Origin of the sequence: Flavobacterium psychroterrae, assembly GCF_018380615.1 — a bacterium.
Classification (GTDB): Bacteria; Bacteroidota; Bacteroidia; order Flavobacteriales; family Flavobacteriaceae; genus Flavobacterium; species Flavobacterium psychroterrae.
The window spans coordinates 133,446-148,409 of sequence record NZ_JAGYVZ010000006.1; the positions used below are offsets into that span (position 1 = coordinate 133,446).

The following is a 14,964-nucleotide window of genomic DNA, read 5'->3' on the forward strand; positions in this document are numbered from 1 at the left end:
CGTTAGGCATTAAATATTGGTAGTTAATATAGATTAAAATGCGTTGGCGTGCCGTAGGTACGCAACACAATGATAAATATTGCGTACCTACGGCACGCTGTATTTATTCCAATTCATATTAACTACCAATATTTAATTCCTAACGGCACAAATTGTATGCTTTAAAATCTTGATTGGCATGAATAATCCGATTTCTATTATAATAACAAATCTTTTTCATACTGGATTTGGTTTTTATTTCTCGCAGATTTTGCAGATTTTGCAGATTTTATTTTGACAAAGATGATATTCCGAGGAACGAGAATCTTTCCAAGAAACTTCACAAGAAATTCCTTAGAAAAAATCTTAAAACCTCAGCAACTTAGCCACTCAGCGACTTAGAACCTCAGTAACTCAGAACCTCAGCAACTTTCCTAAAGTTTATCCTTCAAATAAATCCCAGTCACAGATTTCTTTTCTTTAGCAACATCTTCCGGAGTTCCTTCGGCTAATAAATGTCCGCCGTTTTCACCGCCTTCAGGACCTAAATCAATAATCCAGTCGGCACATTTTATAAGATCAAGATTATGTTCAATTACAATAATGGAATGTCCTTTTTCGATCAAAGCATCAAAAGACGCTAATAATTTCTTGATATCATGAAAATGTAAACCAGTTGTAGGTTCATCAAAAACAAATAAAGCTTTGTCTTTTGTTGCACCTTTTACTAAAAACGAAGCCAGTTTAATACGTTGCGCTTCACCACCGGAAAGCGTTGACGAAGATTGCCCTAACTGAACATATCCTAAACCAACATCTTGCAATGGTTGTAGTTTCTGCGTAATTTTGGTTTGTTTGTTTTTGTCAAAAAATGCAATTGAATCATCAATAGTCATTGTTAGAATATCATTGATGTTTTTATCATCAAAAGTTATTTCTAAAATTTCTTTTTTGAATCTTTTTCCGCCGCAAGTTTCACAAGGAAGAGAAACATCTGCCATAAAAACCATCTCAACGTTTATTGATCCTTCACCTTTACAGGTTTCGCAACGACCACCGTCAACGTTAAAAGAAAAATGTTTTGCCTGATAACCTCTTATTTTTGATAACTTTTCTTTTGCATATAACTCTCTAATATCATCATAAGCCTTAATATAAGTTACAGGATTTGAACGTGAACTCCTCCCAATTGGGTTTTGATCTACGTATTCAATATGTTTTATTTGAGAGAAAGAACCTTTTATTTCACTAAACTGACCCGCTTTTTCAGACGCGTTTTCCAGTTTCTTTTGTACTGCCGGAAAAAGAATTTTCTTAATCAGTGTACTTTTTCCACTTCCTGAAACTCCTGTAATTACAGTAAGAACATCAAGAGGAAAAGTTACATTAATATTTTTTAGATTATTTTCTCTGGCGCCAATAATATCAATATGATTTTTAAATTTTCGTCTCTTTTTAGGAACCGAAATTTCTAAATCTCCGTTAAGGTATTTTGCCGTTAACGAATCTGATTTTAGGATTTCGTCATAAGTTCCCTGAGCTACTAGATGCCCTCCAAAAGTTCCTGCTTCCGGACCAATATCTATAATCATGTCCGCGGCTTTCATGATATCTTCATCATGTTCCACCACAATTACCGTGTTTCCTAAATCACGAAGCGAAAGCAAAACTTTAATCAGTCGTTCAGAATCTTTTGGGTGTAAACCAATACTAGGCTCATCCAGAATATACATCGAACCCACCAAACTGCTTCCTAACGAAGTCGCCAGATTAATACGCTGTGATTCTCCGCCGGAAAGCGTTGCAGAATTTCTGTTTAAAGTCAGATAATCCAAACCAACTTCTGTCAAAAACGACAAACGATTGTTGATTTCAACCATTAAACGTTTCGCAATTTGCTGTTCGTAAACATTTAAATCTATGTTTTTGAAAAAAGTAACCAAATGTTTAATTGGCAAATCAACTAAATCCGAAACCGTTTTCCCGTTGATTTTTACGTATGAAGCTTCAATGCGTAAACGTTTTCCGCGACAAGCGTGACATTTTGTTTTTCCGCGATAACGCGACAACATCACACGATTTTGAATCTTATAATTTTTTTCTTCCAGTTCCTTAAAGAAACCGTTAAGACCTTGAAAATATTGATTTCCTTTCCAGATTAAATCTTTTTGATCGTCTGTGAGTTCAAAGAAAGGTTTATGAATTGGGAAATCAAATTTGTATGCATGTTTTATCAATTCATCCTTATACCAGCTCATACTGTCGCCTCGCCAGGGATAAATAGCACTTTCAAAAACCGATAAAGAAGTATTTGGGATCACTAGGTCAGCGTCAATACCAATAATATTTCCGTAGCCTTCACAAACCGGACAAGCTCCGTAAGGATTATTAAAACTGAACAAATGAACATTCGGTTCCAGAAACGTGATTCCGTCAAGCTCAAAATTATTCGAATATGTGAATTTTTTATCTGAACCTACTTCCTGTAAATAACAAATACCTTTTCCTTCAAAAAATGCAGTTTGAACCGCATCTGCAAGACGATTATAAAACTCTTCTTCCTCTTTAACAACAATTCTGTCAATGATTAATAAGATGTCTTTATTGTCAAGTTTGTGAAGATCAGTAGGAGTGAAATCATCCAGACGAACCATTTCATTATTTACCAAAATACGCGCAAAACCTTGTTGCAGCAATACTTTTAGTTTATCTTCTAATTTTCGTCCTTCTTCTAAATGAATAGGAGCAAGAAGCATCCATTTGCTGTCTATTTCCAATGTTTTTACATCGGCAACAACATCTGTGACCGTATTTTTTTTTACTTCCAATCCGGAAACTGGCGAATATGTACGACCAATTCTTGCAAATAAAAGTTTAACGTAATCGTAGATTTCGGTAGAAGTTCCAACTGTTGAACGCGCATTCGTAGTATTTACCTTTTGCTCAATAGCAATTGCCGGTGCAATACCTTTAATATACTCCACTTTTGGCTTGTCTAAACGTCCCAGGAACTGACGCGCGTAGGAGGATAAACTCTCTACATAACGGCGTTGTCCTTCGGCATACAAAGTATCAAAAGCCAAGCTTGATTTACCTGATCCTGAAAGACCTGTGATGACAACAAGTTTGTTTCTGGGAATAGCAACATCTACATTTTTTAAATTATGTACCTGCGCTCCTTTAATTATAATATTATGTTTTGGGTCGAGTGTCGAAAGATCAATTTTCATAAAAAAAGTCAATTTTTACAAAAGTAATCAATTTTGAACTGAATTTTGTTAAACCGATTGTTCCAAATTTTAACTAATTGCGTTAGGTTCAGTCTTAGTTTTTAGTTTTCAGTCTCAGTTTTCAGTCTCAGTTTTTACTCAAAATCACATTTGATATATCGCCACAGATTAAAGGGATTATTATTTTAGGCAAAAATTTCGCCACGAATTCCATGAATTTTCACGAATTGAATTTGTGCTAATTTGTGGAATTTGCGGTTAAAAAAATAACAACCTAAATTATTTTAATCTGTGTTATATATTTTACCGCCAAAGCTTAAAGTGATTATTGTTTTCGCAAAAATGTTCGCCACGAATTCCACGAATTTTCACGAATTGAATTTGTGTTAATTTGTGGAATTTGCGGTTAAAAAAATACCAACCTAAATTATTTTAATCTGTGTTATATATTTTACCGCCAAAGCTTAAAGTGATTATTGTTTTCGCAAAAATGTTCGCCACGAATTCCACGAATTTTCACGAATTTGAATTTGTGCTAATTTGTGAAATTTGCGGTTAAAAACATAACATATTAAGTTATTTTAATCTGTAAAATCTGCGGCACATTTCTAAACATATATTTAGTTAATTTTCCAAGACTTTAATTTGTGAAAATTCGTGAAATTCGTGGCAAAAAAAGCTTCACATAGCATCATTTTAATCTATAGCATATTATTTTAACTATCAATTTGTTATTACAATATAAAATAAGCTATTTTAGAACTGTTTTTGTAATAAATTAATACCACGGCTCAATTTGAAAACTAAAATTTCCCTACTGTTTTTTTTGATCAGTTTTATCCTGTTTTCGCAGGAGTTTCCGCCTATTATTAAATATTCATCGGCTGTTTATGGAGCTGGAAATCAGAGCTGGATGATATCTCAGGACGATCAAAACTATTTGTATTTTGCTAATAACGATGGGCTTTTAGAATATAATGGCACAAACTGGCAATTATATCCTACGCCGGATGAAACCATTATGCGATCTGTAAAAGTAATTGGCAGCAAAATTTATACAGGCAGTTATATGAATTTTGGATATTGGACAAGACAAAACAATGGCAAACTAAAATACACTTCCCTTAGTAATACAATCAAAAACAAGATTTTAGACGATGAACAATTTTGGAATATTCTTAAATACGATCAATGGATTTTATTTCAATCCTTAAACCGAATCTACATTTACGATACCAAAACAGGAAAATTTAAAATCATTGCGCCTAAAAATGGCGTTGTAAAATCGTTTGCCAATAAAAACGCCATTTATTTTCAAACGATCAAAGACGGGCTTTTTGAAATTGAAAGTGGAAAAGCAAAACTAGTTTCGGATAATCCGGTTCTTAAAAAATTCACGATTGTAAATGTCTTCACAGCAGAAGATGGTTTATTGATCCAAACCCAACTAGATGGAATTTATAAATTATCAGGAAATAATCTAACCCGTTTTGCAACAGATGTTGATTCTGATTTAAAATCGAGTTTTGTATATAGCAGTCAACTTTTGCAAGACGGAAGTTTTGCATTAGGAACGGTTTCTAACGGAATTTTTATTTTATCGGATAAAGGAAAACTAAAATACCATATTTCGCAAAGCAAAGGTTTGAGCAATAATACTGCTTTGTCACTTTTTGAAGATAAAGACCAGAATTTGTGGGCGGGACTTGATAACGGAATCAATTGCATCAATATCAATTCGCCAGTTCATAGTTTTACAGATGATACAGGTATTTTAGGAACCGTTTATGCATCAGCGACCTTAAATGGGTTTTTGTATGTGGGAACAAATCAGGGGTTATTTTGCAAAAGTATTCAAAGCAATTCAGAGCTTAAATTCATCAACGGAACAAAAGGGCAGGTTTGGTCGCTTTTTGTATACAATAATACACTTTTCTGCGGGCACGATTCTGGAACTTTTATTGTAACCAATGATTCGGCACGTAATATATTTTCAGGATCGGGAACCTGGAAATTTGAAGCTGTTCCTAATAATAAAAATCAATTGCTTCAGGGAAATTATTACGGAATCTCGGTGCTGGAAAAAATAAACAATCAATGGGTTTTCAAAAATAAAATAGAAGGTTTTAATTATTCATCCCGTTATTTTGAAATCTCCAATAATCTTGATGTTTATGTAAGTCATGAATACAAAGGAATTTTTAGATTAAAACTAGATAAAGCTTTATTAAAAACGCATGGTTTCTACACGTATAAATCTCCTCAAAAAGGGAAAAATGCAAGTTTAACCAAATTTAATAATCAGATTTATTATGCTTATAAAGGCGGAATTTTCAAATTAAACCAAAACACAAAACTCTTTGAAAAAGACAATTTATTAAGTTCTATTTTCGAAAAAGACGAATATACATCCGGGAAACTAATCGTAGACAATTCAAACAAAATCTGGTTGTTTTCTAAAAACTACATTCATTACTTTTCTGCCAGTAAATTGAGCAATCAGTTAAAACAGAATGTAATTCCTATTCCGTCCTCACTAACCAATTCAATGTTAGGATTTGAAAATATTACACAAATTTCAAAATCGACTTATTTAATAGGTACAACAGATGGCTATTATACGCTTAATATTGATGATTTGAGTTTTAAAAATTACACCATTTTTATAACTGATATTACAATCAATAAGCAAAATGAGATTTTAAAAAATGTTGCCATTCAAAACGAAGGAAGTTTTAAATCTACTGAGAATAATATCACTTTAAATTACACCGTTCCGGAATACAATAAATACATCAACTCAGAATATCAGTATTTATTAGAAGGTTTCCAGAACGATTGGAGCGAATGGAGCACAAAAGCGACGGTGAATTTTAAAAACCTTTCACCGGGAAAATATACGTTTAAAGTACGAGCAAAATATGCCAATACAATTTTACAAAATACCGCAACTTATACATTTGTAGTTTTAAAACCGTGGTATTTAACTAATCTTGCCTGGTTTATTTATTTCCTGTTAATGTTTGTTTTGGCATATTTTATCAATAAATTATATCTCAATTATTACCACAAACAAAAAGAGAAATTAATCGAAGAAAATAATCTATTATTAGAGATTAAAGAGCTGGAAAATGAGCAGCAATTAATGAAGCTCAGAAACGAACAGCTTTCTCAGGATGTTGATAATAAAAACCGCGAACTGGCCGTTTCAACAATGAGTTTAAACAGTAAAAACGAATTGCTGGCTTTTATCAAAGAAGATTTAAAAAAGACAACCCAAAACGATAGCAATAATATCAAATCTGTCATAAGCACCATTAATAAAAACATTACCGAAGAAGATTCCTGGAATGTTTTTAAAGAAGCTTTTGATAGTGCCGATAAAGATTTTTTGAAGAGAATAAAACAGCTTCATCCATTACTTACTCCAAACGATTTACGTTTGTGCGCGTATCTTCGACTGAATCTTTCCTCTAAAGAAATTGCACCATTATTCAATATTTCGGTAAGAAGCGTAGAGATAAAAAGATATCGTTTGCGTAAAAAAATGGATTTACAACACGAAATCGGTTTAGTAGAATATATTCTTGCTGTATAGTACGTTGCAAATAGCTGCAAAATAACTATACATTACCACAACATTAACGTTGTATTAGGAAATTATGGCGTTTGTGTTAAATAAATTAACATTCTTAAATTATAGTTAAATAAGGGTTTATTTTAAAGTATTAATAATTAGTTAAGGTTTTTTTGAGATGTATGTTTTTTGTTGTGGTTAAATTTATCGTTTTCCTAAAGGGATAAGATAAATTTAGCTTTCAATAAAAACTAACTAATTATGAAATCCAAATTATTACTAACCGTACTATTATTGTGTACATCATTTGCGTTCTCGCAAACTTTTGATGTAAGCGGTACAGTACTAGATGACTCAGGTTTATCACTGCCGGGCGTGAATGTAAAAGTTAAAAGTTCCTCACAAAGTACAACCACAGACTTTGACGGATCGTTTAAATTATCAGCAGTTCCTAAAGGAACTATAATTGTTTTTAGTTACATAGGTTTTAAAACGCAGGAAGTTGCAGTTTCAGGAACTAAAATAACTGTTAAATTGAGCGATGATGCAAGATCTCTTGATGAAGTCGTAGTTATTGGTTACGGAACTCAAAAAAAGAGAGAAGTAACAGGAGCAGTTTCTGTAGTAGACAGTAAAACGCTCGACATTTTAAAACCAATAAAAGTCGAACAAGCACTTCAGGGAACAGTTTCCGGAGTAAATGTTACCACACAATCCGGAGCACCGGGCGCAAAACTGGATATTCGTATTCGTGGTATTGCAACAAACGGAGAAAACGGACCTCAGGCAATTATTGATGGTTATGTGGGAGATTTAAGTTTACTTAACCCAAATGACATTGAAACTATTACCGTTTTAAAAGATGCTCAGGCAGCGATTTACGGAACAATTGGTGCAAACGGGATTATTTTGATTACTACGAAAATGGGTAAGAAAAATTCAAAACCAAAAGTCTCTTTCAACAGTTACTCAGGATTTCAGGAAGCTTCAAGAAAATTACCAATTCTAAATGCTACAGAATATGCATTATTGCTGAATGAAAGTTATGCAAATGGCGGAAAACCACTTCCTTACCCAAATGTAAGTGGATTAGGAAAAGGAACAGACTGGCAAAAAGAAGTTCTGGGCAAAGGTGTACCAATATTAAACAGCGATATTACCATTTCTGGCGGATCAGATAAAATCACCTATTCTATCAGTGGTTCACATCTTGATCAGGAAGGAATTGTAGGCGAAGCTAAATCCGGCTTTTTAAAAAACACGGCAAGAATTGCTTTGGGAGCAGATTTAAGTGATAAAATCAAAATAAAAACAAACGTAATCTACACGTATTTCGACAGAAAAACAATCAACGAAAACGGATTAGGATCTGTATTGTTCAATGCCTTAAACGTTCCTGCAACTTTTACTCCGTATGACGCAAATGGCAATTTTACTTTAGTGCCAAGTACAACCGGATTAGGAACAGAAATTATAAATCCGTTAGCGCAGGTTGCCAATACTTATAATGATTACAACTATAAAAAACTGAATGGAAATTTTGGCTTTGATTATAAAATTTTCAAAGGATTTGTATTATCAAGTTCAATAGGTTTTAATACAGCAAACAGCGAAGGAAAAACCTTTAATCCGCAAATAAGTTATGGCGGAAAAGTGTTTGATGTACAAAGAAGTTCAGTAACACAAACTACCGTAAATGACAACGATTACTCTTTTGATATTTACGGAACTTATACAGCAAAAATTGCAGAAAACCATAATGTTACAGCAACAATAGGAAATACCATTTACAAACAATGGGGAAATTCTGCTAATGCAACTGGTTTTGATGTACCTAATAATTCATGGGAATTTGCAGATCTTTCCTTAACAAAAGGATTACCGAGCGCTTTAAATACAGGTGGATATGTTTATGATCAAAGAAGACTTTCTTATTTTGGAAGAGCGCAATACGATTATAAAGGAAAATATCTTTTTTCTGCAATGATTAGACGTGATTCTTCTACAAAATTTGGTCCTGGTTATAAAGTGGGATATTTTCCATCGTTTACAGCAGGTTGGGTAGTTTCTGACGAAGGCTTTTTTGGAGAATCAAAAACAATTAACTTCTTAAAATTCAGAGCCAGTTATGGTACTTTAGGAAATGACCAAATTCCGAATAACGGTTTCTTAGGAATTTTAAACGGAGAAGCAACGTACGTTTTTGACGGAACATTGGTAAACGGAATCGCAACAGGACAATTACCAAATTCTGATTTAAAATGGGAAGAAGCAAAAAAGTTTGACGTTGGTTTAGATTTAAGATTAATCAACGATAAAGTTTCCATCGTAGCAGATTATTTTATCGATACCAGAAAAGATTTATTGATTCCTAATATTCCCGTTTCAGGAATTACAGGAATTGGTGCTCCCGGCGCAAGTGCTCCAACCATGAATGCGGGAACAGTTAGAAATTCAGGAGTTGAATTTGCGATAGATTACAAAGAAAAATTCTCAGATTCATTTTCTATGAGTGTAGGATATAATGTAACCTTTATTAAAAACGAAGTTCTGGAAGTAAATAACGGAACAGGATTTATTGAGCAAGGATCTTTTGGAGTAGGTCAGCCTGCTGCATCTCGTATGGAAGCAGGAAAACCAATTGGATATTTTTACGGTTATAAAACGGATGGACTTTTTCAAAATCAAGCCGAAGTTGATGCACATCCGTCACAATTAGCCTTAGGAGCAAACGCTTCGCCGGGAGATATTCGTTACGTAGATGTAAATGGCGACGGGATAATTGATACTAAAGACAGAACCGATATTGGCGATCCAATTGCCGATGCTACAATGGGATTCAATTTACAGCTTAATTATAAAAACCTTGATTTTGCCATGTACACCTTTGCCTCAATTGGCAACGATATGGTACGTAATTACGAAAGAGTTTTGTCTGATGCCAACAGACTTGATTATGTTTTAGACAGATGGACAGGCGAGGGAACAAGTAATTCTGTACCAAGAGTAACTACAGGAGCAACGGCAAACAACGTTCTTTCAGATTATTATGTAGAAGATGCTTCGTATGTCAGAATTCAAAACATACAATTAGGATACACAATTAATCCAAAAGTGACTCAAAAAGCCGGAATTACAAAACTGAGGCTTTATACCGGAGTAAATAATCTGTACACATTTACTAAATACAAAGGTTTTGATCCCGGCGCTTCATTTGGACCTACAAATCGCGACGGAAATTCTCAATCGCCTATTGGTGCCGGAATTGATTATGGGTTTTATCCAGTTCCCAGAACCTATTTATTGGGTTTAAACATTAATTTTTAATTTCAATTAAAATGAAAAAATATTTATTTACAACCATTATAACGCTAACACTCTTCTCGACAATAAGTATTTCTTGTTCAGATGAGTTTGTAAGTCCTAAACCTGAATATTCTATAGATTCTGAGAATTATTTCAATTCAAAAGAAGATTATAATCAGGCATTAATTGCCGCTTATGACTTGTTGCAATCCACTTATGCAAATGTTTTATTAGGCGAAATTGCTTCAGATAATACATTAGCAGGAGGTGAAAGCCCAACAGACGTAATTGGCTGGCAGCAAGTAGACGATATGATTCATACTCAGACAAACAGCAATTTAAGAGATATCTGGAACTGGATGTTTGCAGGAGTTCAAAGAGCCAATTATATTCTTGAATTTAAAGATAAAACAGATTTTGAGGGAAAAAACCAACTACTTGCAGAAACGCGTTTTCTTAGAGCATATTACCAGTTTGAGTTAGTGAAATGGTTTGGCGGAATCCCGATGAAAGGAGATGCAAGATTTAAAGTTGGAGATGAAAAAACAACACCACGTTCAACAGTTGCAGAAGTTTATGCTTCAATCGAAGCTGATTTAACCTTTGCTGTTGCTAATTTATCTCCAACCGCATCTCAAAAAGGCAGAGTTACAAAAGGTGCTGCTCAGGCATTATTAGGAAAAGCATATTTGTACCAAAGTAAATATGTACAAGCAGCAAATATTCTTGATGCGGTAATAACGTCAGGAAAATACACTTTACAGGCAGATTATGATGCAATGTTTGAATTAGCCGGAGAAAACGGAACAGAATCTGTTTTTGAAGTACAATATACAGATGTTGAAGGCGCAGGATTTACTTGTTTACAATGTAGTGAAGGAAACGTAGCTGTTGGTTTTAGCGGAATAAGAAATTTTTCAGGACCGCTTTTTTCCCCGGGATTTAGTTTTAATATTCCAACCAAAGAAAGTGCCGATGCTTTTGAAGTTGGTGACAAACGTAAAGATGTTGCCATACTTGATATCGCTGCTTTTGCTGCCGCCAATGCTTCATTTGACGGAGGAAAAGGAGTTAGTTACGGAAAAGGGAATGAAGACACAGGTTATTTTAATCGAAAATACCTTCCGAGAAAAAGAAGCGCCGAAGCTCAGGGAGATTTAAACCTGACAAACCCTAATAATTACAGAGCAATACGTTACGCCGATGTTTTATTAATGGCAGCAGAAGCATACAATCGCGGAGCAATCGACGATACAAAAGCGAGAACCTATTTAAATCAGGTTCGCAGACGCGCTTTTGGCGATACAAACCATGACATTGCAGTTTCAGGAGCAGCATTAACAGATTTTATTTTGGCTGAAAGAAGAGTAGAACTTTTTGGAGAAGGACATCGTTTCTTTGATTTAGTAAGAACAGGAAAAGCAGTGGGCAAAATTCCGGGTTTCAAAGCAAATAAAAACGAATTATTTCCATTACCAATTGAAGAAATTCAATTCGCAAACGGAAACTGGCAACAAAATCCTGGATATTAAAAAAATACGATCATGAAAAAAATACATTATATCATAAGTCTTTTCGTTTTAGCACTGCTTTTGGGTTGTGAAAGCGATGACAGCAATGTTAATTTGGATGGGCTTAGTGCACCGGCAAATATAGCAGCTTTGACCACTGTAACACAGGATAATACCGGTAAGGTTACTTTTACACCAACCGGTGAAGGTGTTACGCAATACAAAATAAACTACGGAGACGGAACGCCGGATTCAGATTATTTTGCATCAGGAACCACCACAACACATACATATAAGGAAGGTGTTTATCAGTCGAAAATTATTGCGATGGGAATTACCGGAGAAACAACCCAAATTACTAAAGAAGTAATGGTTTCATTTAAAGCTCCGGCAAATTTAAAAGTCGAAATTGCAAATGATGTTTCTATATCGAATAAAGTAACCCTAAAAGCAACTGCTGATTTTGCATTGTTTTATGATGTTTATTTTGGAGAAACCGGAAAACCAGAACCAATTACGGCAAACAATGGCGAATCGGTTTCCTATACATATAAAGAACCGGGCGTTTACAGCATTCGTGTAGTATCAAAAAGTGCAGCAATAAAAACTACAGAATACAAAGTAGATTTTACGGCAAAATTAGTCCTCAATCCAACAGCTTCGGCACCAACACCGCCTAACAGACCGGCTGGAAATGTAATTTCAATATACAGTTCAAAATATACAGACTTAGCAGGAACAGATTTCTTCCCAAGTTGGTCGCAATCAACAGGTTATTCTGAATTTAAATTGAATGAAGATAAAATGCTGAACTATACCAATTTAAATTATGAAGGAATTGCATTTGCAGATGGTGTAAAAGCCAATGTTACAGCTATGGATTATATTCACATGGATGTCTGGACAGCAGATTTACCAAAATTAGATATATTCTTAATTAGCAGTACTAATGGAGAAAGAGCAGTATCAAAAGATTTGACTGCCAATCAATGGACAAGTATTGATATTCCAATTTCGGTATTTACAAGTCAGGACGGATTTACGGTAGCGGATATTTTTCAATTAAAATTAGTTGGAACTCCGGCAGGTAAAAACATATATATAGATAATATTTATTTCTATAAAAACGGAGAAGCATTAAGTACGGCGGCACCAACACCAGTTAAAACAGCGGCAGATGTTATCTCAATGTTCAGTGATGCATATACAAATGTTCCTGTAGCAACTTGGCGCACAGATTGGTCAGTTGCAAAATTAGAAGAAACAGCTGTTGCAGGAAATGCAGTAAAAAAATACTCCGAATTAAACTATGTAGGTATCGAACCAACTGCAACAATTGATGCATCCGGAATGACACACTTTCACGTCGATGTCTGGTCAGCTGACTTTACAGAATTCCGAATTAAATTAGTCGATTTTGGTGCTAACGGAGTTTATAATGGAGGAGGAGATGATAAAGAACACGAAGTTAGCATTGCCGCACCTGCAAAAGGAACATGGGTAAGTTTAGATATTCCGTTAAGCGATTTTACAGGATTAACAACACGCGCTCACATTGCACAGCTTATTTATTCAGCAAATCCTACCGGAGCAAATACAGTTTATATTGATAACGTTTATTTTCATAAATAGAAATCAAACCTTTATAGATTAAAATGAATTTACATTTTATAAAAACGAACAAAATGAAAAAATATAATAAATACTTCGTACTGCTTTTTGCAATGCTATTTGCTATAAGTTGTCAAAATGAGGATTATTCTTTTGGAGATTTATCAGCACCAACGAATTTAAAAATCACTGCTGAAATTATAGGGAAAACTGCCGATGCTCCAAACGGAGACGGATCAGGAATGGTCAAGTTTACAACCACAGGAGATAATGCTGTTTCGTATAAATATGCATTTAGCGACGGAACTTCAGAAAATGCACCAAGCGGAATATTTACCAAACGTTTTACAAAAACCGGAGTAAATACGTATACAGTTACTGTAATTGCATCTGGAAAAGGAGGAATAGCTACAAACATTACCGCAGAAGTTACAGTAATAAGTAATTTTAGAGATGACGAAGCAGTGACACTTTTAACTGGAGGATCATCTAAAAAATGGTATTGGTCAGCATCTGAGCCGGGACATTTAGGAGTAGGTCAAAATGACGGAGATGCCACTAAAAATTATTATCCCAACTATTATTCAGCAGGAGCTTTTGAAAAAGCAGCATCACCGGCAAGCAGCTGTTTATATGATAATGAATTGACTTTCTCATTAGATGGAGATCAATTAAAGTTTGAATTGAATAATGGAGGAGCAACATTTTTCAATGCCTCTTTTGCAAGTGTTGCCGGAGGAAGTTCACCAGATGATGCCTGTTTAACCTATAATACGGGAGGTAAAAAAACAGTTTCGTTAAGTCCTTCAGAATCTTTTATAATGGCAAACCCAAATCACGCCACACAAACCAGAGGAACAACAATGAATTTCTCTGATAATGGATTTATGGGCTATTATATAGGTCAGAGTTCTTATGAAATTTTGTCAATTACAGCAAACAGAATGGTTGTGAGAGCCGTTATGGGAGGAAATCCGGCATTAGCGTGGTATCATACATTTACAACGACAAAACCCACTCAGGCACCACCTGCAGATTTTACAAAATTAGTTTGGTCTGATGAATTTAATACAGATGGAGCTCCGGATGCCACAAAATGGGTTTACGATTTAGGAAAAGGAGACAACGGCTGGGGAAATAATGAAAAACAAAACTATACCAGCTCCGCTACAAACATAATTGTTCAGGGCGGAAGCTTAAAAATCACCGCTAAAAAAGAAGCTTCCGGAGGAGCAGATTATTCTTCGGCGCGATTAAAATCAGACGGTAAATTTAGTTTTACTTATGGTAAAGTCGAAATCAAAGCCAAGCTTCCACTAGGTGTAGGAACCTGGCCGGCAATCTGGATGCTAGGACAAAATTATGCAACAAAACCATGGCCAGCCTGTGGTGAAATAGATATAATGGAACATGTGGGTAAAAATCAGGATGTAATTTTGAGCACTTTACATTATCCCGGACATTCAGGAGGAAATGGAAATACAGGATCCAAAACAGTTCCAAATGTTTCAACAGAATTTCATGTTTATAAAACAGTCTGGAGTGCGGCATCAGTACAAACTTTTGCAGATGATGTTTTAATTCATTCTGTTCCTAACGATGGTTCATTGCCTTTCAATAGCGACTTTTTCTTAATTTTGAATGTAGCAATGGGAGGGAATCTAGGCGGTAATATTGATCCTGCTTTTACACAATCTTCCATGGAGATTGATTATGTCAGAGTATATCAATAGGTTAAATTAATTAGTAG

At 34.7% G+C, this 14,964-nt stretch carries 6 protein-coding genes; 5 read left to right on the top strand and 1 reads right to left on the bottom strand.

The window, feature by feature from the left end; all coding sequences use genetic code 11:
- Nucleotides 1-413: 413 nt before the first annotated feature.
- Complete coding sequence (gene uvrA, locus KHA90_RS08690) at nucleotides 414-3,209, bottom strand: excinuclease ABC subunit UvrA (protein WP_213297935.1); 2,796 nt, start codon at nucleotides 3,207-3,209, stop codon at nucleotides 414-416.
- Between the two features lie 796 nt (nucleotides 3,210-4,005).
- On the opposite strand from uvrA, the gene KHA90_RS08695 reads away from it, so the two are divergent.
- The 5 genes from KHA90_RS08695 to KHA90_RS08715 all read left to right on the top strand — a co-directional run bounded on the left by KHA90_RS08695 (nucleotide 4,006) and on the right by KHA90_RS08715 (nucleotide 14,947).
- Entirely contained in the window at nucleotides 4,006-6,807 is a 2,802-nt protein-coding gene (locus KHA90_RS08695; protein ID WP_244860279.1) for a triple tyrosine motif-containing protein, read from the top strand.
- A gap of 240 nt (nucleotides 6,808-7,047) precedes the next feature.
- On the top strand, nucleotides 7,048-10,113 hold the full coding sequence (locus tag KHA90_RS08700; protein ID WP_213297938.1) for a SusC/RagA family TonB-linked outer membrane protein: 3,066 nt from the start codon (nucleotides 7,048-7,050) through the stop codon (nucleotides 10,111-10,113).
- Nucleotides 10,114-10,124: 11 nt separating this feature from the next.
- Nucleotides 10,125-11,624, top strand: a complete 1,500-nt coding sequence (locus KHA90_RS08705) for a RagB/SusD family nutrient uptake outer membrane protein (protein ID WP_213297941.1) — start codon at nucleotides 10,125-10,127, stop codon at nucleotides 11,622-11,624.
- A 12-nt stretch (nucleotides 11,625-11,636) separates the two neighbouring features.
- Nucleotides 11,637-13,235 carry a hypothetical protein gene (locus KHA90_RS08710; RefSeq protein ID WP_213297944.1) on the top strand — a complete coding sequence of 533 codons (1,599 nt, stop codon included), beginning with the start codon at nucleotides 11,637-11,639 and terminating at the stop codon, nucleotides 13,233-13,235.
- Nucleotides 13,236-13,288: 53 nt separating this feature from the next.
- On the top strand, nucleotides 13,289-14,947 hold the full coding sequence (locus KHA90_RS08715) for a family 16 glycosylhydrolase (RefSeq protein WP_213297948.1): 1,659 nt from the start codon (nucleotides 13,289-13,291) through the stop codon (nucleotides 14,945-14,947).
- Nucleotides 14,948-14,964 lie beyond the last annotated feature (17 nt).

Coding starts and splice junctions, on each gene's coding strand:
- uvrA (WP_213297935.1), bottom strand. CDS start 3,209: ATGAAAATTGATCTTTCGACACTCGACCCAAAACATAATATTATAATT.
- KHA90_RS08700 (WP_213297938.1), top strand. CDS start 7,048: ATGAAATCCAAATTATTACTAACCGTACTATTATTGTGTACATCATTT.
- KHA90_RS08705 (WP_213297941.1), top strand. CDS start 10,125: ATGAAAAAATATTTATTTACAACCATTATAACGCTAACACTCTTCTCG.
- KHA90_RS08710 (WP_213297944.1), top strand. CDS start 11,637: ATGAAAAAAATACATTATATCATAAGTCTTTTCGTTTTAGCACTGCTT.
- KHA90_RS08715 (WP_213297948.1), top strand. CDS start 13,289: ATGAAAAAATATAATAAATACTTCGTACTGCTTTTTGCAATGCTATTT.